The following is a 21207-nucleotide window of genomic DNA, read 5'->3' on the forward strand; positions in this document are numbered from 1 at the left end:
CATGGATGATACATTAATGATAATAGACCCGCACGTTCACATGACCTCAAGAACAACCGATGATTATGAGGCCATGGCAGCGGCTGGGGTTGTGGCTTTGATAGAGCCATCTTTTTGGTTGGGTCAGCCTAGGACTCAGGTAGGCTCATTTCAAGACTATTTTAGCAGTCTTGTGGGATGGGAGCCGTTCAGGGCCTCACAGTTTGGGATAAAACACTACTGTACAATCGGGCTCAATTCAAAAGAAGCCAACAATGTGCCCTTGGCCGAAGAGGTGATGGAATTGTTGCCACTGTATTTACATAAAGAGAACGTTGTGGCCATTGGTGAGATCGGTTACGATGACCAAACTGAGGCCGAAGACCGCTTCTTCCGGGAGCAATTGGAACTGGCCAAGGCCTTTAACATGATGGTTCAGGTACATACCCCGCACAGGGATAAAAAAGCAGGAACCATCAAAAGTATGGAAGTCTGTCTGGAACATGGTATAGACCCGGGAATGGTGGTGATAGATCACAACAACGAAGAAACCGTTAAGGATGTGCTGGACCGAGGTTTTATTGCGGCATTCACAATTTACCCAAAAACCAAAATGGGCAACCAACGAATGGTAGAAGTGGTGAAAAAGTTCGGTAGCGACAATATTATCGTGGATAGCTCTGCCGATTGGGGCGTAAGCGACCCATTGGCTGTTCCAAAGACAGCAAATTTGATGCTTCAAAACGGAGTTTCCCGTGAAGATGTGGTTAAAACGTGCTACCAAAATGCTTTGGACTTTTTTGGTAGGTCTGGAAAAATGAAAGAAGAGCATTGGTTGAATCCAGAGGCCATCGACCAAAGAAAACTATTTAATGACAATAGTGTACTTCGTGGTCAGGAGCCAAAGGTAGAGGACAACAACATCGTTTAATGGGGCCACGTGTAAAGGCATATCTTCAACTGTGCAGGCCTGCCAATCTACCAACAGCAGCAGCCGATATTTTAGCAGGAATATCCATTGCAGGTTTATTTGCTGGATTGGACGCTTTTGATATACCGGCAGTTGATTTTTATCCAGCTTTTATGTTGATCATGGCCTCTGTGTTTTTATATGCTGGCGGTGTGGTACTCAACGATGTTTTTGATATTGAAATTGATAAAGTGGAGCGTCCCGAAAGGCCAATTCCAAGTGGGATAGTTCCGTTGGGCAAAGCGAGGTCATTTGGTTTTGGTTTGCTTTTGGTGGGGATTTACTTTGCTTTTTTGGCCAATATTGATAGTGGTATCATTTCCATTTTTTTGGCTTTGGCCATTTTGACCTATGACAAATTTGCAAAACATCATGCATTTTTTGGTCCGCTCAATATGGGTGTTTGTAGGGGACTTAACCTTTTAATGGGTATATCTTTACTGAATTCAATGGAAAACTGGCCCTATGTTTTGGTTCCCATCGTATTTATTTTTGCCGTGACCATGATCAGCAGGGGAGAGGTGCACGGAAAGAACAAGGGCAATATACTGCTAGCGGGTTTGTTGTACGTTGCAGTACTGTCGGGCGTGTTTTATTTGCATCAAGTGTATGCAAATGGCGACCTTTGGTATCTATTGTTTTTGGGGCTTTTTGCTTTTATGGTTTTTAAACCTTTGATCAAGGCATATCAACATAATACACCAGAAAATATAAAGAAGGCTGTAAAGTCCGGTGTGCTGTCCATAATTTTGTTGGATGCCGCTATGGCGGTTGCACACGCCAATTTAATTATAGGAGTATTGATGCTCTTACTGTTGCCATTATCCATGTATTTGGCCAAACAATTTGCAGTTACCTAGCTTATGAATAAAAATACGCTACCTACGATTCGACAAGAGTTTCAAGTACGGTATACATATCAATTGCTTTTTACCCAGCATTTATTTGCGGTAAAGAATCCTTTGTTCAAAAATGTACTGGCCGACTATCGCCCAAACCATGCTATCAAATGTCTTTTCGTGGTAGATCAAGGAGTGTTGGACCATCATCCGAATCTAGGAAAGGAAATCGAAGAATACTGCAATCACTTCAAGAATCAAATCCAATTTACTGAACTTATCGCCGTTCCAGGTGGGGAACAGAGTAAAAAAGACCAGTCCAGCTTGGACAAATGCCTTAAAGCCATCAATGATAATGCTATTTGTAGACATTCATTTGTGGTAGCTATTGGAGGTGGTGCAATAGTTGATATGGTGGGTTATGCCGCCACTATTGCTCATAGGGGGGTACAACTCATCCGAATTCCAACCACCGTTTTGGCTCAAAACGATGCGGCGGTAGGGGTAAAGAATAGCGTAAATGCTTTTGATAAGAAAAACTTCTTGGGTACTTTTTCGGTTCCCTACGCTATCATCAACGACTTGGAGTTTATAAAGACCTTGGAACAGCGTGACTGGGTGGCGGGAGTAGCAGAGGCCATCAAAGTGGCCTTGATCAAGGACAAACAATTCTTTGAATACATCGAATCCAATGCAGAAGCACTGGCCAACCGGGAAATGGAGCCCATGGCCTATCTGATTCACCGTTGCGCAGAATTGCATATGGAGCATATAGCCAAAGGTGGTGATCCTTTTGAAAATGGTTCTTCCAGACCTTTGGATTTTGGCCATTGGTCGGCCCACAAATTGGAATATATGACAGGGTACAGCCTCAGACACGGTGAAGCAGTGGCGATAGGTATGGCCATAGACATGGTGTACTCCAGTTTGGTCGGTGTGTTACAAGATGATTTGGAGCGAGTGCTTTCGGTCATGAGAAAAGTAGGCTTTAACTTGGAGGTTCCTTTGGAAAAAGATGCAGAAATCAAAGAACTCCTCAACGGAATCGAAGAGTTCCGGGAGCATTTGGGAGGCGAACTTACCATTCCCTTAATTCCCAAAATCGGAACCAAAACAGATGTCCACAGTATCGACTATAAATTAATGGAAAAAGCAGTGCGAAGCTTTATGTACAAGCCGCAAAACTCTCTATGAGGATCAAGGACAAATATCACCTGACCTATTGCACCAATATCCACGCAGGTGGAGATTGGGAAGAAACCTTTACCAGCCTAAAGCAACATTTACCAAAAATCAAGAAATCCGTTTCTCCAAACAAGGCGTTTGGTTTGGGGCTTCGATTGGGCAACACGGCCAGTTTGGAACTGGACGATGGGCAGCTTCAGGGCTTCAAAGATTGGCTATCCGAAAATGACTGTTACGTTTTTACGATGAACGGATTTCCCTACGGGAATTTCCATGGAGAACCCGTAAAAGACCAAGTTCATGTGCCCGATTGGACCACAAATGAACGGTTGGAGTATACCTTGCGATTGTTCAAACAATTGGACTTTTTGGCCCCAGAAGGCATGGAATGTGGTATTTCTACATCCCCCGTTTCCTATAAGCATTGGTTTGATAGTGAATCTAAAAAACGACAAGCCTTTGCCAAAGGAGCAGAAAATATGGTCAAGGTGGCGTTGGAACTCTACAAAATAGAAAAAGCATCGGGCAGGTACATGCATTTGGATGTGGAACCAGAACCCGACGGTTTTTTGGAAAACACCCAAGAAGTAATTGATTACTACCAAGATTATTTGGTTCCCGAGGCCATCAAGGCTTTTGAACCGTTTCAATTCAGTGCGGAAAAAACAGAGGAACTGCTCAAAAGATATATTACGGTATGTTATGATGTGTGTCATTTCGCATTGGCCTATGAAGCCCCAAATTTGACTTTTGAAAAGTTCAAGGCGGCTAACATTTATGTAGGTAAGATTCAAGTGAGTGCGGCCCTCAAAATAATGTATGACAACGATAAGGAAGAGGAGTTGTGGAACACCTTGGCCCAATTCAACGAGTCCGTGTATTTGCATCAGGTTACGGAAATAGTGGATGGAAAAGTGAAAACATATAACGATTTGCCCATTGTTTTGGAAAAAAAAGCACCTTTTAAAGAGTTGCGTTCCCATTTTCACGTGCCCATATTTTTGAAGGATTATGGGTTGCTTCAATCCACGCAAGATCAGATTGTAAAAGTATTGGATTATTTGGAGAACAATTTTGTAAGCAATCATATTGAGGTGGAAACCTATACCTGGGATGTTTTGCCCAATGAACTCAAAGTGCCGATTACAGAGTCCATTGCCCGGGAACTGGACTGGATGAAATCAAGATTAAAATGAAGAAGACCGTTGTAATCAACATTGTGGGACTTACCAATAGGTTGATTGGCAAACACACCCCCTTTATAAAAACTTTTCTGGAAAAAGGGAAGGGCAGCGTAGTGAAGCCTGTTTTGCCAGCTGTCACCTGTTCGGCACAAAGTACTTACCTAACGGGCAAGTGGCCAACAGAACACGGTATTGTCGGGAATGGATGGTTCTTTAAAGAAGAATTGGAAGTCAAATTTTGGCGGCAGGGAAATCCCTTGGTGCAATCCAACAAAATTTGGGATGAATTGAAAGCGATGCATCCAGATTTTACCTGTGCCAATATGTTCTGGTGGTACAATATGTACAGCACTGTGGATTTTAGCGCCACGCCACGCCCCAATTATCTGGCGGATGGTAGAAAAATCCCGGACATATACACCTATCCGACCAACTTGCGGGATATGCTTCAAGCAAAATTAGGGACCTTCCCATTGTTTAAATTTTGGGGACCCAAAACATCCATAGCATCCAGTAGATGGATTGCCGATGCCGCGATGGAAATGGATAAGGAAAACAATCCGACCCTGACCTTGGTCTATTTGCCCCACTTGGATTATAACACCCAACGCCATGGACTGGACTTTGATATCCTCCAAAAGGATTTGAACGAGATTGATGCTGTGGTCAAGGATTTGGTGGAGTATTATGAAGCACAATCAGCCAATATTGTTTTGTTGTCAGAGTATGGCATCACCAACGTGTCCAACCCCATCCACATTAACCGTTATTTAAGAAAGAAAGGGTATTTGGGGATTCGGATTGAAAGAGGACTGGAACTTTTGGATGCAGGCGCAAGCAAAGCTTTTGCGGTTGCCGATCATCAAATAGCGCACGTTTATGCCAAAGATTCCACGGATTATGAGAAGCTACATGAATACCTAAAAACAATTCCTGGAATTGAAAAAGTTATCCCAAAGAACGAACGGGAAGCCCATCATATAGATCACGAGCGAGCAGGCGATTTTGTGCTTGTGGCAGATAAGGATAGTTGGTTCACCTATTATTTTTGGGAAGATGACGCCGTGGCGCCCGATTATGCCCGTATGGTGGATATCCACAAAAAACCGGGTTACGACCCCGTAGAAATGTTTACTGACCCCTCGGATAAATTGGTTATGCCCAAGGTGATATGGAAACTCTTAAAAAAGAAACTGGGCTTTAGAACGGTTATGGATGTAATTCCCTTAAAGGCTGAATTGGTGAGAGGGTCTCACGGAAGAATTCCAGAGGACAAGGAAGATTGGCCCATTTTAGTGACCAATAGTGAAAGCAATCTGCCCCAACAAGAATTGCTTGCCACAGAAGTTTACGGAGTGCTAAAAAATCATGTAATTCAATAAATATGGAAACGTTTTTCAAAATTTTTGCAGTTGTTTTTGCGCTTTTGTTCGGGTATGCCATCGTGGTACAGTTCAATGATCCAGATGCACTCAAATGGATATTGATTTATTTGACGGCAGCAGTAGCTTCCGTTTTATTCCTGTTGAAAAAACTAAAATCAGTTATCTACTTCATTCTCATGGCCTTCTTTTTGGTGCTGTTCGTAATCTATTGGCCAGAAACCTATGAAGGCGTCCAGTTGGACCACGGAATGAAAACTGTAAATATTGAAGAAGGAAGGGAATCCTTGGGATCTTTGATTGCAGCAATCGTGATGTTGGTGTATGGATTGAGAACCCGTTTCCTGAATAAATCGAAAGTCTAAACCATTTTTAGGAGAGGAGCAAGTAGCATACTACGGTTCATAAACCGAAAATAACAGTTCGGTTATTCTTTTTGTGCCTTTTTGGCTAGCTGTAAGATTTTTGGGCATCAACCAAAAAGCAAACAGCAATGAAATCGTTTTTACTGGTCCTATTTTTAGCCCTTATGGGGACATCTTCGGCCCAAGAAACCATAAGCGGCAATGTCATTGACAAATCTGGCAATCCCATTGTTGGGGCCAATGTCTATTTAGAAGGCACGTATGATGGCACCTCAACAGACGAAGAGGGCAATTTTAATTTCCAAACTTCTGAAACCGGTACACAAACCCTTGTTATTTCAGCAATAGCGTATGACCCTCATTATGAGGTGGGGGAGGTTTCCTATTTGAAAAACCTTAAAATAAGACTGACCGAGGCCATCAATCAGCTGACTGGGGTAACCCTTTCCGCAGGAACCTTTGAAGCCGGTGACAATTCGAAAGTATCCGTCTTGAAACCATTGGACATTGTCACCACAGCCGGAGCGGCAGGTGATTTTGTGGCGGCCTTGCAAACCTTGCCCGGTACAACAACGGTCAACGAAGATGGTCGCTTGTTTGTTCGTGGGGGCAGTGCGGAAGAGACCCAGGTGTTCATCGATGGGCTTCGGGTGTTCCAGCCTTTCAATGCCACCACCAACAATGTCCCTACCCGGGGCCGTTTTTCCCCATTTTTGTTCAAGGGCATTACATTCAGCACTGGCGGATATTCAGCGGAATACGGTCAGGCCCTTTCCAGTGTTTTGTTGTTGAACACTACGGATGAACCCGATGAGGAAAAGACCGATATTCAAGTGATGTCCGTAGGAAGTGGAGTGGGGCATACCGAGATTTGGGGCAATACCTCTTTGAGCATAAATACCAGCTATATCAACCTTGCCCCCTATGAAGCCTTGATTCCCTCCACTCAAGGAATGGAATGGAACGACCCTTATGAATCCATTTCGGGTGAGGGTGTTTTTAGGGTCAAAGGAGACCGGAGTATGTTTAAGTTTTATACGGGATTTAACCAAGCAACGCTGGATATCAACCAAGAAGACATCAATTTTGAGGATTTGGTCCGTTTTCAACTTAAGAATCGGAATCTGTATTTCAACACATCGTACAAACACTTTTTCGGGAACAATTGGAGCCTTTTTTCAGGAGCCAGTGTTTCAAATGATGTAAATGAGATTGCAATTATCGAAGATGCCATAGATACCGAAGAAGTCAATTCGCACATAAAAGTCAAGGTCAAAAAAGGATTTTCCAACCGATTTGAGTTGAACACGGGGGTCGAATTATTCAGTACAAAATACGATGAAACCTATCAAGACCCAGATGGATTTACCTTTGATGGTGGCTATGATGATGTGTTGGTAGCCGGTTTTTTGGAGGGAGATCTATTTTTCAGCCAGAATTTGGCACTAAAATTAGGAGCCAGGGCGGAACACTCGAATGTGCTGGATCAGTTTTCCATTTCGCCGCGATTGTCCTTGGCCTATAAATCCAGTGAAAATGGTCAGTTTTCATTGGCTTATGGCGATTTTTATCAAAAACCGTTGACCGAGTCCATCAAGTTTGATCAAAGCTTGGATTTGGAAAAAACATCGCACTACATTCTAAATTACCAATACCTGGATAATGGTAAGACATTTAGGGCGGAGGCGTATTACAAAGATTATGATGACTTGGTAAAGTTTGATACGGAACTTCCAAGCTTCAATTCGGAATATTCCAATTTGGGAAAGGGCTACGCCACGGGCATCGATGTTTTCTGGAGGGATAATAAGAGCATCAGCAACCTTGACTACTGGGTATCGTACAGTTATTTGAATACCAAACGAGACTATCGAAATTTTACCGAAACCGCAACACCAAATTTTGCCCCGAAGCACAATTTTTCAATCGTCACCAAATATTGGGTTGAAAAACTACGCAGCCAAGTGGGGGTTTCCTATTCCTTTGGCTCGGGAAGGCCTTATAACAATCCCAATTCCAAGAATTTTATGGATGGGAAAACCAAACCCTATAACAACCTAAGCCTTAATATGGCCTATCTGATTGACCAGCAAAAAATACTCTTCTTTTCGGTGAGCAATGTCTTGGGCTTTAACAATGTGAGCAACTATCAATATGCCAATGTCCCCAATGATGGCGGCTTTTATCCCCGAAGGGAAATTACACCCCCGGCGGACAGTTTCTTTTTTGTGGGGTTCTTTTGGACCATCAGCACCAATACGAAAAGCAACCAATTGGACAATCTTTGACAATTCATCTGTAAAACTTCACAACTCGGTAAGCTAAGATTTCAAAAAAGTGCTCAGTACTACATCTTTGAATCACATTAAATCATTCATAAAACAACACAAAATCCAAAAAAATGAAAAAACTTGTAGCCATAATTTTTATCGCCGTATCATTTACAACTTCCGCACAAGATAAATATATCCAAGGCATGTCCAAAGGCATGCAACTTTGGGGGGAACAAAAGATAACGGAAGCTTCCAATCTTTTTGAGCGCATTGCCATGGCCGAACCGGACAATTGGTTGCCCTATTATTATGTGGCCCTCGTAAATACCACAGCTTCTTTTGGCGTGAAGGATGAAACAAAACTGTCCCAACAATTGAACAAGGCCAAAGAATTTATCGATGTGGCCAAAAACATATCACCCAAAAACCCCGAGATATTGATAGTGGAGGCCATGATGAACACAGCTTGGATTGCTTTTGATGGAGCAACCTACGGCATGACATTATCGGGGAAGAATACAAAACTGTACAACGAGGCCATTGAACTAGCACCCAATAATCCCCGTGTGATATTTTCCAGAGCAGAATGGGATATGGGCTCGGCCCAATACTTTGGCAAGGATACCACACCGTACTGCAAAGATGTGGAAAGAGCTATTGAACTTTTTGCCACCACTGAACCCAAAGAGACACCATTTTATCCCAATTGGGGAGAAGACAGGGCCAAACAGGTATTGTCGCAATGTAAGTCCTAGTTGTAGGGAGATCTAAAAAAACTTGGCAGGCAAGCGTCGCTATTCCATAGCAACGGTTAGCCTGCTTTTTTAATGAAGCCTGCCAAGTAGGTGCAACGGGAAGCTCATGGTATATGATGGATTAAGCCTTATTTTATAAGATAAATAAGGGCATGGAACTACAGTACATCGAGTTAAATTGCCAAACATCCCCAGATATTGCCCTTTTCTAAGGGTTTTGCCATCTTTAAGTCATAACTCAAATGAGAACCATTTGGGTTAAAGTAAACACAATTCCACTTTCCCAAAGGGTGGTATTGACAAAGCCTACTTTATGCACCACGCAACTACGCTGTTAAATTTGGCAGTGGGTATTTTTTTGCAAGCTGTTGTATTGTTGTCTTCAGCTGCAGTACATGCCCAAGCGCAACAAGACCATAGTGTTTCCAACTCGATTTCCATCCGCTCCCGAGCATCTGTCCTATTGGCGGGTCAGAACAACTATGATTTTGAGGAAATCCAAAATAATCCAAACCTATCGTTTGTTCCACTTTCAAGTGTTGAGGAAAATGTGGGTTTCTCCAGCGACAATTATTGGTTGACATTCTCCTTGGAAAACCCAACTTCTGAGTCTGTTCACTACTATCTGGAAACCGCAAGACCCATCACGGATATTGTTGATCTGTATTTGGTCAGTGATGATGGAAAAGTGAAACAACAGCATAGCGGTGATAAGATTCCATTTGCCCAAAAGACGGTGCAGCATAGAAAGTCCATTTTTGATATACAGATGAAGCCAAATGAAAAAGTGGAGGCATTCATTCATATGAAAAGCGACGGGGAAGTGGTGATGTTGCCCTTAAAACTGTATCAAAAAGATCAATTCTTTAATTTGACCTATAAGGAACAGGTTTTTTATGGATTCTTTTACGGCATCTTGATCTTGGCCTGTATCATCTATCTCTTTTTCTTTTTTGCGCTGAAGGACAGTGCCTTTATCTACTATGGGCTTTATGTGCTTTTCATTGCCCTGATGCAGTTTTCGTTGGACGGTTTTTTTCACCAGTACTTTACCCCGCAAGCTGGTTGGCTTTCAGACAGGGCGGTATTGCTCACAGCCTTCATTTCGCTTTTCTTCTTTGGAAAGTACGGGGATAAATTCCTGAATTTAAGGGAGCACAGTACATTTTTGCATGCCTCCAGTAAAGCTCTGGGCATAGGTATTGCCTTTGGGACATTTTTGTTGGTTGCCGTACCACCTTTGTTGGAGTATTGTTACCCACTGGCCAACGCAATTGGTATTCTGGTCTTGGTACACATGATTGCTTCCATTGCAGTGGTCAAGAGCAAAAAAGTGAAAGTGGACCCTTATTTTGTTATTGGTATTTCTTTTTTGGTTTTTGGATTTGTGGTCTTTATCCTTAATAACTTCAATACCATTGAAAATTCATTTTTCACCAATAATGGGGCAAAATTTGGTATTGGATTGGAGATTATCTTCCTGTCCATCTCCATGAGCAATAGAATCCGGAATCTGCGGATGGAAAATGAGAAAAATCAGTTGCTCGCCCTTCAACGGGCAGAGGATATGAACGAGATAAAATCATCTTTTCTGTCCAATATCAGCCATGAACTCCGAACACCATTGAATCTGATTATGGGAGTGGCCACTTCGCTACAGCAAAATAAGGAAGAGGTGGATTTGGAAGAGAAATGCAAGCTTATCTTGAGTTCGTCAAAGAACCTATTGGGCTATATTGAGGATATTCTTGACTTTACCGTCATTGAAAAAGGCAATCAAGAATTAAAAGAAGTCTCTTTTGATCTTCCATCAACCTTGGAAAAGGTCAAAAAGGTGCAACAGGCAAAAGCTGAAGCCAAAAACTTGACTTTCAATTTTGTGCTTCCTGATGCATTGCCCACCAGAATTGTTGGGGACAAGGGAAAATTAGTCCAGATTTTGAACCATTTGTTGGACAATGCCATCAAATTCACCAACCAAGGGTGTGTAGAGGTTAAAATCCATTCCAAACGAAAAGGTGATGATCGTGTTAATCTTGAATTTGAGATAAAGGATACGGGCATTGGGATTTCCAAGGAGAAAATGAGCACTATTTATGAGTCTTTCACCAAAAAATCCTTTATGGACAAGCGGGAATTCAGTGGTTTGGGATTGGGACTCTATATTGTTAAAACGTATGTGGACCTGCAAAGTGGCACCATCGATATCAAAAACAATCCCCAACAGGGAACAACTTGTATGTTGAGCCTTGGGTTTGAAGTGGAGGAAAATAATACGGAACTCACCGAGAATGTGCAGTCCTCCCAAATGATAGGGGATGGTTTGGAGCCAAGTCGCATTCTTTTGGTCGAGGACAACAAAATGAACCAAACCGTGGTGAAGTTGTTGTTCAAAAAATGGGAAAATGTGAGTTTAACCATTGCCAATCATGGAAAGGAGGCACTGGAAATTATGGAAAAAGAAATTTTTGACCTAGTATTGATGGATCTTCAAATGCCAGAAATGGACGGTTTTGAGGCCACTTCCATGATTCGGGGCGGAAGAGCCAATTGTTCTCCCGATATACCAATACTTGTGCTTACTGCCGATAACACCAGCAAAACACGGAAAGAAATCTTTAGGTTGGGGGCGAATGATCTTATTACAAAGCCTGTTAACGGCGAATTGCTGTTTTCAAAAATCAATAAGAATCTTCCCAAAGCTGTCAAAGTGGCTTAAGAATGGACGTCATCCTTATTTAACGGAACAATCTTTTAAGAAGATAGGCGAATACAAAGCCCTTCAAAGGGCCAAGAATTCGGTTGGCAACGGTCAAGGGTTGCAAAAAGCCCTCAAATGTGTTCTTATTGGATTTAAGTGCCTCCAAGTTGATGTCTTTCTTGAGCCGTAAGATTTTCAACTCTTGTTTTATTTCCTTCATGGATGCAAAATCGGTCTTATTCATCCCTTAAAATGGTTTTTGAGAGTTTCTTGATGATTCTTTTTTCAATTTTCTTTCTAAATAGGGCATAGGCAACGAACATCAACAGGATATACAATGCACCCGTGAGCACATAGCCCAGTGCCAAATTTTCCAGCACATCTCCCAGATAAATGGCCAGGGCAATGGAGAAGAGTCCCAATGCCATCATTCCCAAAATCGAGAAAAAAACCAGTTTCACGCTACCGATGCTGAGCTCGGCGGTGTGCATGAACAGCTTTAACTTGTAATACTCCCAAGAATGTTTCAGGTATTCCTGGGAGTTATCTATGGATTCAGCTGTAACTGAGCCTATTTTTTTTAGGGAACTCATCTATTTAGAGGCGGTTTGAAGTTTCTTGTTTTTGGCCTTGAGCTCCTTTAGCTTAGCTTCCAATGTTGAGATTACATCATCTGCCTTATAGCTTGCGGAGGTGACCAAGGATTCCACTTCGTCCTCTAAAGAACTGGTCTTGGAACTAAATTTATCCACGACTTGGTTTTTCAATTGTGTGGTACTTTGCGTAACATCATCTACCAAGCTATTGGATTGTTCCACCAATTTTTTGCGTGTTGCCGTTCCTTTATCCGGAGCGAACAATATCCCTAAGGTTGCTCCTATGGCCGTACCGGCCAGTATTCCTAAAATTGTATTACTACTATCGCTCATGTTGTATTGTTTTATTGATTCATAACAAAACTATGAGCTTTCTGAGCGATGTATTAGTGCAATGCAATTAATGATTGACTCAATCCAATTTTAGGGTTTACTGATTTTGTACAGCACTACATTAATTGTCTGCTCCATCTGCCCTTGCTCGGTCAATGGTATATTGGGCAACCTCTCTACCTTGATCTGTACCTACGGTAGCATCAAAACTCCAATGGATTCCACCATAAACACGTGATACTGCGGCTTCCTCGGCCCATGCCCTTACTGTTGATGCCTCCTCTGGGAAAATATAGGCCAGTACTTCGGATGCCGCAGCGGAAAACACACTGTGCCCTGAAGTATAGCTTGGGAAATTTGGGGTCCCAGCTATAGTTTCAAATCCTTCAATGAGTTGAATGGGCCTTGGATAGTGGTAGTAATATTTGGCATCCCAACAGCTGATACCACCATCCATGATGGCCATGTTCATATAGGCCAAGGTTCGGGCAGTTTGCAATGGGTTGAGACGATATTCCACAATAAATTCATTGGCGATTCGGTTCCAATGTCCGGGCGGGGTATAGGTACCCAAGCCGTCTTGCCAAAAGTTGGCAATCCTTCGTTTTTCATCGGTCATGTTGCGGGCATGATCCTTCAATACCTCCACATCATCCAAGAATTCCTGGGAATCCAATGCGGGCGGCGGGATAGGCCGAACACTCTCCACATCGTCTATGCTCCACATGGTCACTTTACTGAAGAACGGAGTTAACCCTACTGGACGTTCAGGAATTTCAAGGTTGTCCCAAGCCCAACCAAATCGATCAAGGGCAGCTTGTTTGATGGAATCGGAAACTGCTTTGGGAGTTTGTGCATTCTTCATTCCGTCGTTGCTGGCACGGGAGAGCCCCATGGCCGATACGGCATCACCGATGGTGACCCCTGCTGTAATGTCACTCTGTACATTTCCGCCGGAGAGTATAAGGCTTTCCAAATGTTCCTCTTCTAAATTTTGTAGATATTCTGCTTCCAATGGAAACATGGCGGTTAAGATATTGCGCGAAGCTCTTGCAATTACTGCCCCATCCGAAGGATAGGAAGGAATGTCATTTTCTTCATAGGCATACTTGATGCTTTCATCCACTTGATAAGGGGCAGCCCTATTGTATTGGTACTTGTAATGCCAAGCACTGATAAGGCCATCAAACTGGGCCACTGACATATACGCCAACGCCCTGCATGCATACGGTGGATGCGCAAATGGAAATGCCGGTGGGCCTTCCGGATTTGCAGGATTGGGCAAGGTGTAGGTGCCATCTGCATTGGGACCTGGAATTAGGTTGTATTTGGCAATGAGTTCCAGTGCGATCTCGTTCCAACGCACAGTGGGATTATTGGTCCAATATTTTACGGCATTCCTTTGTTCGGATGTCATGCCCAGCATGGCCGTTTTTGCAGCATCAAGCTCATCTTGATACGCTTGGGAATCTGTAGCGTCTGGAGCATTGATGTCAATGGCATCCCCGGCATCCAATAAAACCGGGGTCCAATCCCCTCCGTTCTCATCAAGTTCGGTGAAGGCATACCCCTCATAAGGAAGGTACCTTGGTGTATCTTTTTCACATGAAGCTAAAATGGTAAGCCCCATGGCCAATAACAGTGTATATATTTTATTGTTCATTTTCTTCTACTTGGATTGATTTCTTGAATGGGTTGAACTGATAGGTGACACCAAAACCGGTGTTGCTTAGCTTGGCCATGTTGCGTCCGTCAATAATTCTATTATGGTAAGCCACAACGCCCAAACCTTTCAATGATTTAAAATAGTACTGGGCGGAAAAGCCAATTCGGTCAAATTTCACCCTGTTTGTGGGTTGAGCCGCATTGTAGGCCCTGATATCATCTCCGCTGGTTGAGGCCAATCCTGTATAGCTGAACTCAAGTTTCAGGGAATAATCGAACAGCCATTTTCCTACTACGCCATCATAGGTCCATGCATTGGGCACGTCCATCCATGCCGTGTAATAACTGCCATCAGCATAATAATAATCGCGTTCCGCTTCGGTATAGCCGCGCCACAAATGGGCAATGGAACCTCGAATATAAAATCCGTTATTCCATTGATATTGACTAATGGCCCGCAGGGCGAATTCAGGAGCACCAGAACCTATGCTATAGGGCATGTAATCTGAAAGATAATTGGTGAAAGGGGTGGAGAAACTGGCAGTGGCAAAGGCTGTAAGTTCCCCATTGACCACAGTTTCTTGAATGGCTCGATATTTAACGGCCAAGCCCAGGTCCTGAAAACCACGGGCCCCCGTAAACTTTCCTCCATTGGGCTCCGATGATTCGGTTCTTATAAAGGGCAGCGCAATATAAAAATTGAGGTCATCCAAAATGCCAATGGCGGCCATGGGAAGCACCGTATTGCGGTCAACGGTTGCGATGGTCTCGTTGGACCTTAAATAATCACCCTCCCAATATCGGTCAAAAGAACCCATGTCATAGGCAAACAAGACACAGATGTTCTTGGATGGCATCATAAGGGCGTCGCTGGGTGTCTGTGCTTCAAGGGATGCTGTTGGAGCAACATACAATAGGACTTGAAGTAGAAACGTACAAGTCCCGAAGAAGCCAATTTTGTGCCTGCGTATAGGTTTGCAGACATTCTTCGTTTGAATCATGTTTAAAGTTTGATTGAAATTGGTTTTTAATAGATTGATTTTTCATTGCATTGAGAGATTTGCTTCTGCAATGCCAAAGATGCGGGCTAAAATAGATGTATGCCTAAAACAAGTGGATTAAGGAAAGACTAAGAAAAACTAGGCAAAGGATAATGAAGCTAAGAAAAGGCTAAAATGGGTTGGTCTATGCTTAATGCATTAATAATAAAGTGTTGTATCACTTTTCTTAAAAGGATTCTATGGTTCTAAAAGTGAGGTTTACCCGTGGTTTATGTACGACTTTGGTAGGAGGGAGTCGATGTAACCAATGGGTTTGCGTGGTACCCTTCATGACCAACAGACTGCCATGTTCCAAAAGTAGGTTTACTTTTTCTTTGGTCTTTTTGTGTTTAAAGGAAAATCGTCGCTCGGCCCCAAAACTCAGCGAACCGATGGCACCATCTTTTTTGAGGTCTTTTTCGGCATCACTGTGCCATGCCATGCCTTCTTCCCCAGAATGGTACAGGTTGAGCAAACACGAATTATAGGTTTCCCCACTTTGTTTTTCCACCAATCGTTTCAACTCCAATAAATCTTTGGTCCACGGCAAGGCCTCTTTGGTGGTATTGGAGTAGGTGTATTCAAAAGGGCGGTCTCCGTACCAGGCCACCTTTCGTTTGGTTTCAATCCGCTTTCCATAAATTATGGCCACATCATTTTTCCAAGCGATGGTATTCAATAAGTTGTCATAATACGCATTCGCTTCGTCATAATCCAAAATTGGGCCATGGTAATTGACAATGCCATCACAAGGCAACCAGTTTTTGTTAGAGTCTATTTGGCTACTGAACAAATCCATTTTTCCATTTTTGATAAGTCGTCTTCATGCAATGCCCGCAGGGTCTGTATCCCATTGAAAGTGCTTCTTCTTCCGAACCGAAAAATACACGGTTTTCACGTTTCATGCGTTTGCCCGAAGCACATTTCAAGGTACCATAAATCTTTAGATTTTTATTTCCAGCGAAGAGGATTCTTCCTTTTTTGATTCCCTTTTTGACTGCTAAATCACTAATCAATGAATGCTGCTCCATATCAGCTGACCGCGTCGTGGAAAATAATGCCCATCGCATATCGATTTCCATGGGTAACCTCACTTACCCCATGCTTCATGTTCACACGGTAGTACCCTTTTTTTCCTTTCATAGGCCTAAAATTGGTGGTAAAGAACACTAAATCGCCCTGTTTGGGTTTTAGCACAATGGCTTTGGATTGTGCCCTTGGGATTTGTTGGGTCATCACAAACTCGCCTCCGGAAAAGTCCACCTCTGGCTCGCTCAACACAAGCAAAGCTTGCATGGGAAAGTAGATGTCTCCATAGAGGTCTTGGTGCAAGGTATTGAATCCGCCTTCGCCGTATTTGAGTATCAGTGGAGTGGGTTTCAGCTGACCTTTCTCTTTGCACTGTTCCAATAATTTTTGATGTGTCTCGGGGAAAACCGTATCAATTTTCAAGGCCTTCATCCAAAGATTGGCCACAGGAACCAAATGCGGGTAAAGCTCAGTTCGCAGCGTTTGAATTTTCTCCGGAAGCGGATAATCAAAATACTTGTATTCACCCAGACCAAATCGGTAGCGCTCCATGACCACCGTTTTTCTATACCCATTGGGTTTTTGATAAAGCTGTATCAACTCCTCACATTCCGATGGGCTTAGAAAACCGGGAACAGTCGCATATCCTTTTTCATGTAGGTCCTCGTGAACCAAAGACCAACTCAAAGGTTTCAATTGGGATGAGGTTTCTTCCATCTTTTCCATAATTTAGTATTGCCCCGAATCCATTTGTGCGGCTTCCCATCCAATAATGGCATTCTTCCGAGTATTGCCCCACATGTACCCGCCTAGTTTACCAGAGGATTGAATCACCCTGTGACAGGGAATCAAAAAGGCAACAGGGTTGTTCCCAATGGCCGTACCCACTGCCCTGGATGCTTTTGGGCTATCAATTTTTTGGGCAATGGAGCCGTAGGTGGTCAAACTTCCTTGGGGTATTTTGAGGAGGGTTTCCCAGACTTTCAGTTGAAAGGGTGTGCCGCTCAGGTGCAATTTTATTTGATCCAATTTGGCCCAATCGTGCTGAAAAATAAACAATCCATCCTGTTGGTTTTTGTCCAATAGTTGATGGTACTGCGCATTGGGAAAACGGAGTTTTAAATCTTCCAATCCCTTCTGTTCATCATCAATAAAAGACATGTGGCAGATTCCTTTTGGGGTGGAGGCCACGATCAAGTTGCCAAAGGGACTTTCGGCAAAACTGTAGTTGATTTTAAGGTTCCCGCCGCCATTTTTATATTCCCCCGGGGTCATTCCCTCTATGGTGATGAAAAGATCATGAAGCCGGCTTGTCCCTGAAAAACCCATTTCCTGGGCGGTATCGAACAAAGTGGCCTGTCTTTCCTTCAGCAATTGTTTGGCATATTCAATGCTGATGTACTGCATAAACTTTTTAGGACTTACCCCCGCCCAATCCGTGAACAGGCGTTGAAAATGGTACGGACTCAAATGAACCGATTCGGCAATCTCATTTAAGGAAGGTTGCTCTTTAAAGTTTGTGGCAATGAATTCAATGGCCTTTGCTATCCTGTTGTAATTGTATGTGGCTTGTGCTGTCATGGCTTACAAATTATTTGATAACAAAAGTATGTGGTCCATCAAGGCAATGAAACCCGAATCTTGCTCATCTTTCTTTTAAAGTAAGGTGCAAGTTGTAGCATTTATGAAGAATTTAAGAACATAATGTTAATTTTTTTCAAGATGCCCTAATTTGGAATGGGTCTTTACTAAAAAAGCCATAAATTCAATGGAATTTTAGACAATATGGCAACATTTACACTCAACATCAACGGAAAAACGCAAGAAGTGGATGCAGATCCTTCCACGCCCATACTTTGGGTTTTGCGAGATCATTTAAAATTAGTAGGGACAAAATACGGTTGTGGTATTGCACAATGCGGTGCCTGTACCATTCATCTGGATGGTACGGCCACAAGATCGTGCGCTTTGCCGGTATCCAGTATCGGCGATAAGAAAATCACAACAATTGAGGGACTTTCGGAAAATGGCGATCATCCCGTACAGAAAGCGTGGTTGGAAGTGGATGTGCCCCAGTGTGGCTATTGCCAAGCAGGGCAGATCATGACGGCCTCCGCACTTTTGGAACAGAATCCAAACCCTACGGATGAGGAAATAGAGACCGCCATGAACGGTAACATCTGCCGTTGCGGAACATATCTAAGAATAAGGAAAGCTGTTAAAACAGCATCACAATCATAACCATCCTTTAAAAACATACAACAATGACGCTTGTAAAGACAAAAATAGGACGACGTGCTTTCATACGAAATACAGGTTTGGCCGGAGGTGGGCTCGTTCTCGGATTCAGTTGGTTGGCTTCCTGTAAGATGACCCCGGAGCAAGTCAACAGTATGCCCAAAGAGTGGTTTGAACTCAATGGGTTTTTGAAAATAGGGGACAACGGTTTGGTGACCATCATGTCGCCCAACCCAGAAATAGGACAAAACGTAAAAACAGCCATGCCCATGATCGTGGCCGAGGAGTTGGATGTGGCTTGGAAAGATGTCATCGTGGAACAAGCTCCGTTGAACACCGATATATTCACACGTCAATTGGCAGGAGGAAGCCAATCCATTCGCCAAGGCTGGGAAGGTCTCCGTATGGCCGGGGCCACAGCCCGACAAATGTTGAAGGAGGCCGCTGCCCAAGCATGGCAGGTTCCTGTGGGTGAAATTATTACTTCCGAAGGAATGCTGACCCATGAAGCGAGTGGCAAATCTGCCGGATATGGAGAAATGGCCTCTGCGGCAGCCGGAATTGAAGTGCCCGAAGAAGTCGAACTCAAGGAACAAAAAGATTTTAAAATCATCGGTACCGACCGCAAGAATGTGGACGGTGAAAAAATTGTGACGGGAAAACCACTGTTTGGCTTGGACGTTCAACGCGAGGGAATGCTCATCGCCATGATCGTGCACCCGCCTGCCTTTGGTATGAAATTGAAGGATATGGATGCCGAATCCGTAAAATCCATGCCGGGAATCAAAGATGTATTCCCCATCGTGGTCTATCCTGAAGATGCGGAAAAACAATGGTCTGATGGTGGAGCCATTGCAGAGTTGGCCGTTGTTGTCGGGAATAGTACGTGGGAGTGCATGCAAGCCAAAAAGGCTTTGCAGGTACAGTGGGAAGAAGATTCCAAATTGGAAAGCAGTGCATACCATGATGAAACATTGACCGAATTGGTCAACACGGCCCCGAAAGAAGCTGCCCGTAAAGATGGAGATGTGGACGCCGCATTCAAAAAGGCTGCGAAAATTGTGGAAAGTACCTATAGTGCACCCTTTTTGGCGCACAATACCATGGAGCCCATGAACTTTTTTGCACACGTAACTTCAGAAAAGGCGGAGTTATTGGGCCCTGTCCAGACCCCAGAGTTCTTGGAAATGACCTTAGCTTCGGTCTTGGGCATGCCCAAAGAGAAAATAGATATAATGATGACCCGAATGGGGGGAGGCTTTGGCCGTCGTTTGTATGGAACTTTTGCGGTGGAAGCCGCGATGATTTCCCAAAAGATGGGTGCTCCCATTAAATTGGTGTATACCCGAGAGGATGATATGACCCAGGGAACCTATAGACCCTCCTACAAGGTAAAATATAAGGCCGGTCTGGATGAAAACGGCAATTTGATTGCATGGCATGTTCGTGGAGCAGGAACCAATGACGACCTCGTTTTTGAAAACCGTTTCCCTGCAGGTGCCGTGGACAATTACTTGGCAGAAAAACACAGTTTACAGACCAATGTGACCACTGGGGCTTGGCGCGCTCCCCGTTCCAATTTCATTGCTGGTGCGGAGCAGGCCTTTATGGATGAGGTGGCAGAAGCCGCCGGTAAGGATCCCATTGAATTCCGTTTGGAGTTGTTTGATCGGGCCATATCAAACCCTGTTGGCGATCCCGAACAAAATGATTATGACCCAGAACGCTACGCGGGTGTGTTGAAATTGGTGAAAGAGAAATCCAATTGGACCAATGGAGACAACGGAAAATCCAGAGGTGTCTCGGCCTACTATTGCCACAATTCCTATGTGGCCCAAGTGCTGGACTTGACCATGAACGGCAATACGCCCAACGTGGACAAAGTTTGGTGTGCCGTGGATTGTGGAATCGTGATCAACCCATTGAGTGCAAAAAACCAAATTGAAGGTGGAATTGTGGATGGTATCGGTCATGCTACCTATAGCGCGTTGACCTTCAAGGATGGAGTACCGGAACAATCCAATTTTGATACATACCGCCTAATTCGAAATATGGAGGCGCCCAAGGAAATAGAAACCTTTTTTGTGGACAACGGCATTGACCCGACAGGTTTGGGCGAACCGTCATTGCCACCAATTGTGGGAGCTTTGTCCAATGCAATGTACAAGGCAACGGGAAGACGTCATTACAATCAGCCTTTGATCAATGACAAGCCCCCATTGGTAGGATAAAGAAGGGTGTTGGTTTGGGATCTGTGTTTGGACGAATAATCCGCAATGCAATAGAAGTTTTGTAGCAGTTTTTCTCAGGTTCCCATAAAAGACTCTTTGTGGCATGGTGTGATTTTTTGACATTAAATTGTTGATTTGCAACATATTGTGAGCGAAAATAATTTTTCGTTAAAAAAGTTGGCGTATTTATTTTTTGTTTATGTTTACCCCATGAATGAGTCCCTCTAAAAGGACGCATTGCCTATAGCGTTGAAAACTTTTTTCATGTTCGGGCTTTTGGGAATAAGGAAGTCTACCCAAAAAGCCGTCTTACGATTAAGACACCGAATAGTAGGGCTGACTTCCGAAGTGCACTCCGTAATCCGTGATTTCTCACGGAGTCCATTCTTTGTGGCCTATACCGTATTTGAATTTCGCATCTGAGAAATTTTAATTTCCAGAC

Annotated in this window: 20 protein-coding genes; 11 read left to right on the top strand and 9 right to left on the bottom strand. The window is 43.5% G+C overall.

Annotated features, from left to right (window positions below):
- The first annotated feature begins 1 nt into the window (after position 1).
- From A7D14_RS17165 to A7D14_RS17205, 9 genes are all read left to right on the top strand, one after another.
- Positions 2-910, top strand: coding sequence for a TatD family hydrolase (locus tag A7D14_RS17165; protein ID WP_083158145.1), 909 nt, complete (start codon positions 2-4; stop codon positions 908-910).
- Positions 910-1809: a UbiA-like protein EboC gene (gene eboC, locus A7D14_RS17170; protein WP_067037364.1), complete on the top strand. Its 900-nt coding sequence runs from the start codon at positions 910-912 to the stop codon at positions 1807-1809. Before A7D14_RS17165 ends, eboC begins: the two co-directional genes overlap by 1 nt.
- 3 nt (positions 1810-1812) lie before the next feature.
- Entirely contained in the window at positions 1813-2982 is a 1170-nt protein-coding gene (locus A7D14_RS17175; protein ID WP_067037367.1) for a 3-dehydroquinate synthase, read from the top strand.
- Entirely contained in the window at positions 2979-4169 is a 1191-nt protein-coding gene (gene eboE, locus A7D14_RS17180; RefSeq protein WP_067037369.1) for a metabolite traffic protein EboE, read from the top strand. The genes A7D14_RS17175 and eboE overlap by 4 nt, the downstream gene beginning before the upstream one ends.
- Positions 4166-5539, top strand: coding sequence for an alkaline phosphatase family protein (locus tag A7D14_RS17185; RefSeq protein ID WP_067037371.1), 1374 nt, complete (start codon positions 4166-4168; stop codon positions 5537-5539). The genes eboE and A7D14_RS17185 overlap by 4 nt, the downstream gene beginning before the upstream one ends.
- A gap of 2 nt (positions 5540-5541) precedes the next feature.
- Positions 5542-5904, top strand: coding sequence for a transmembrane 220 family protein (locus tag A7D14_RS17190; protein WP_067037373.1), 363 nt, complete (start codon positions 5542-5544; stop codon positions 5902-5904).
- A 128-nt stretch (positions 5905-6032) separates the two neighbouring features.
- Positions 6033-8192 (top strand): TonB-dependent receptor, encoded by a 2160-nt coding sequence (locus A7D14_RS17195; RefSeq protein WP_067037375.1) that lies wholly within the window; start codon positions 6033-6035, stop codon positions 8190-8192.
- 113 nt (positions 8193-8305) lie between these two features.
- Complete coding sequence (locus tag A7D14_RS17200) at positions 8306-8932, top strand: hypothetical protein (RefSeq protein ID WP_067037377.1); 627 nt, start codon at positions 8306-8308, stop codon at positions 8930-8932.
- 313 nt (positions 8933-9245) lie between these two features.
- On the top strand, positions 9246-11651 hold the full coding sequence (locus A7D14_RS17205; RefSeq protein WP_067037379.1) for a hybrid sensor histidine kinase/response regulator: 2406 nt from the start codon (positions 9246-9248) through the stop codon (positions 11649-11651).
- 19 nt (positions 11652-11670) lie between these two features.
- Here A7D14_RS17205 and A7D14_RS17210 read toward each other — a convergent pair whose 3' ends face one another.
- The 9 genes from A7D14_RS17210 to A7D14_RS17250 form a co-directional block, all read right to left on the bottom strand.
- Positions 11671-11877 (bottom strand): hypothetical protein, encoded by a 207-nt coding sequence (locus A7D14_RS17210; protein ID WP_067037381.1) that lies wholly within the window; start codon positions 11875-11877, stop codon positions 11671-11673.
- Positions 11870-12226 (bottom strand): hypothetical protein, encoded by a 357-nt coding sequence (locus tag A7D14_RS17215; RefSeq protein ID WP_067037383.1) that lies wholly within the window; start codon positions 12224-12226, stop codon positions 11870-11872. The genes A7D14_RS17210 and A7D14_RS17215 overlap by 8 nt, the downstream gene beginning before the upstream one ends.
- Positions 12227-12562 (bottom strand): YtxH domain-containing protein, encoded by a 336-nt coding sequence (locus A7D14_RS17220; protein WP_067037385.1) that lies wholly within the window; start codon positions 12560-12562, stop codon positions 12227-12229. It abuts the gene before it with no gap.
- Positions 12563-12683: 121 nt separating this feature from the next.
- Positions 12684-14225 carry a phosphatase PAP2 family protein gene (locus A7D14_RS17225; RefSeq protein WP_067037387.1) on the bottom strand — a complete coding sequence of 514 codons (1542 nt, stop codon included), beginning with the start codon at positions 14223-14225 and terminating at the stop codon, positions 12684-12686.
- Positions 14215-15228 (bottom strand): transporter, encoded by a 1014-nt coding sequence (locus A7D14_RS17230; RefSeq protein ID WP_218058549.1) that lies wholly within the window; start codon positions 15226-15228, stop codon positions 14215-14217. Before A7D14_RS17230 ends, A7D14_RS17225 begins: the two co-directional genes overlap by 11 nt.
- A gap of 226 nt (positions 15229-15454) precedes the next feature.
- Complete coding sequence (locus A7D14_RS17235) at positions 15455-16066, bottom strand: alpha-ketoglutarate-dependent dioxygenase AlkB family protein (protein WP_067037390.1); 612 nt, start codon at positions 16064-16066, stop codon at positions 15455-15457.
- Entirely contained in the window at positions 16050-16298 is a 249-nt protein-coding gene (locus tag A7D14_RS17240) for an Ada metal-binding domain-containing protein (protein WP_067037392.1), read from the bottom strand. Before A7D14_RS17240 ends, A7D14_RS17235 begins: the two co-directional genes overlap by 17 nt.
- Position 16299: 1 nt before the next feature.
- Positions 16300-17013, bottom strand: coding sequence for a 2OG-Fe(II) oxygenase (locus tag A7D14_RS17245; RefSeq protein WP_067037447.1), 714 nt, complete (start codon positions 17011-17013; stop codon positions 16300-16302).
- Between the two features lie 12 nt (positions 17014-17025).
- Complete coding sequence (locus A7D14_RS17250) at positions 17026-17877, bottom strand: bifunctional helix-turn-helix domain-containing protein/methylated-DNA--[protein]-cysteine S-methyltransferase (protein WP_067037394.1); 852 nt, start codon at positions 17875-17877, stop codon at positions 17026-17028.
- Positions 17878-18081: 204 nt separating this feature from the next.
- Between A7D14_RS17250 and A7D14_RS17255 the strand changes: the two genes are divergently transcribed.
- Together A7D14_RS17255 and A7D14_RS17260 are read left to right on the top strand one after the other, a co-directional pair.
- On the top strand, positions 18082-18537 hold the full coding sequence (locus A7D14_RS17255) for a (2Fe-2S)-binding protein (RefSeq protein ID WP_067037396.1): 456 nt from the start codon (positions 18082-18084) through the stop codon (positions 18535-18537).
- Between the two features lie 23 nt (positions 18538-18560).
- Entirely contained in the window at positions 18561-20765 is a 2205-nt protein-coding gene (locus A7D14_RS17260; RefSeq protein ID WP_067037398.1) for a xanthine dehydrogenase family protein molybdopterin-binding subunit, read from the top strand.
- Positions 20766-21207: the final 442 nt, after the last annotated feature.

The organism is Allomuricauda sp. CP2A, from assembly GCF_001683915.1.
GTDB lineage: Bacteria > Bacteroidota > Bacteroidia > Flavobacteriales > Flavobacteriaceae > Flagellimonas.

What these genes read in the sequence shown, in the direction of transcription:
- A7D14_RS17210 (WP_067037381.1), bottom strand. Translation starts at nt 11,877, where the DNA reads ATGAATAAGACCGATTTTGCATCCATGAAGGAAATAAAACAAGAGTTG.
- A7D14_RS17200 (WP_067037377.1), top strand. Translation starts at nt 8,306, where the DNA reads ATGAAAAAACTTGTAGCCATAATTTTTATCGCCGTATCATTTACAACT.
- A7D14_RS17245 (WP_067037447.1), bottom strand. Translation starts at nt 17,013, where the DNA reads ATGGAAGAAACCTCATCCCAATTGAAACCTTTGAGTTGGTCTTTGGTT.
- A7D14_RS17215 (WP_067037383.1), bottom strand. Translation starts at nt 12,226, where the DNA reads ATGAGTTCCCTAAAAAAAATAGGCTCAGTTACAGCTGAATCCATAGAT.
- A7D14_RS17185 (WP_067037371.1), top strand. Translation starts at nt 4,166, where the DNA reads ATGAAGAAGACCGTTGTAATCAACATTGTGGGACTTACCAATAGGTTG.
- A7D14_RS17250 (WP_067037394.1), bottom strand. Translation starts at nt 17,877, where the DNA reads ATGACAGCACAAGCCACATACAATTACAACAGGATAGCAAAGGCCATT.
- A7D14_RS17225 (WP_067037387.1), bottom strand. Translation starts at nt 14,225, where the DNA reads ATGAACAATAAAATATATACACTGTTATTGGCCATGGGGCTTACCATT.
- A7D14_RS17190 (WP_067037373.1), top strand. Translation starts at nt 5,542, where the DNA reads ATGGAAACGTTTTTCAAAATTTTTGCAGTTGTTTTTGCGCTTTTGTTC.
- A7D14_RS17255 (WP_067037396.1), top strand. Translation starts at nt 18,082, where the DNA reads ATGGCAACATTTACACTCAACATCAACGGAAAAACGCAAGAAGTGGAT.
- A7D14_RS17260 (WP_067037398.1), top strand. Translation starts at nt 18,561, where the DNA reads ATGACGCTTGTAAAGACAAAAATAGGACGACGTGCTTTCATACGAAAT.
- A7D14_RS17220 (WP_067037385.1), bottom strand. Translation starts at nt 12,562, where the DNA reads ATGAGCGATAGTAGTAATACAATTTTAGGAATACTGGCCGGTACGGCC.
- eboE (WP_067037369.1), top strand. Translation starts at nt 2,979, where the DNA reads ATGAGGATCAAGGACAAATATCACCTGACCTATTGCACCAATATCCAC.
- A7D14_RS17165 (WP_083158145.1), top strand. Translation starts at nt 2, where the DNA reads ATGGATGATACATTAATGATAATAGACCCGCACGTTCACATGACCTCA.
- A7D14_RS17235 (WP_067037390.1), bottom strand. Translation starts at nt 16,066, where the DNA reads ATGGATTTGTTCAGTAGCCAAATAGACTCTAACAAAAACTGGTTGCCT.
- A7D14_RS17240 (WP_067037392.1), bottom strand. Translation starts at nt 16,298, where the DNA reads ATGGAGCAGCATTCATTGATTAGTGATTTAGCAGTCAAAAAGGGAATC.
- A7D14_RS17195 (WP_067037375.1), top strand. Translation starts at nt 6,033, where the DNA reads ATGAAATCGTTTTTACTGGTCCTATTTTTAGCCCTTATGGGGACATCT.
- A7D14_RS17230 (WP_218058549.1), bottom strand. Translation starts at nt 15,228, where the DNA reads ATGATTCAAACGAAGAATGTCTGCAAACCTATACGCAGGCACAAAATT.
- eboC (WP_067037364.1), top strand. Translation starts at nt 910, where the DNA reads ATGGGGCCACGTGTAAAGGCATATCTTCAACTGTGCAGGCCTGCCAAT.
- A7D14_RS17175 (WP_067037367.1), top strand. Translation starts at nt 1,813, where the DNA reads ATGAATAAAAATACGCTACCTACGATTCGACAAGAGTTTCAAGTACGG.
- A7D14_RS17205 (WP_067037379.1), top strand. Translation starts at nt 9,246, where the DNA reads ATGCACCACGCAACTACGCTGTTAAATTTGGCAGTGGGTATTTTTTTG.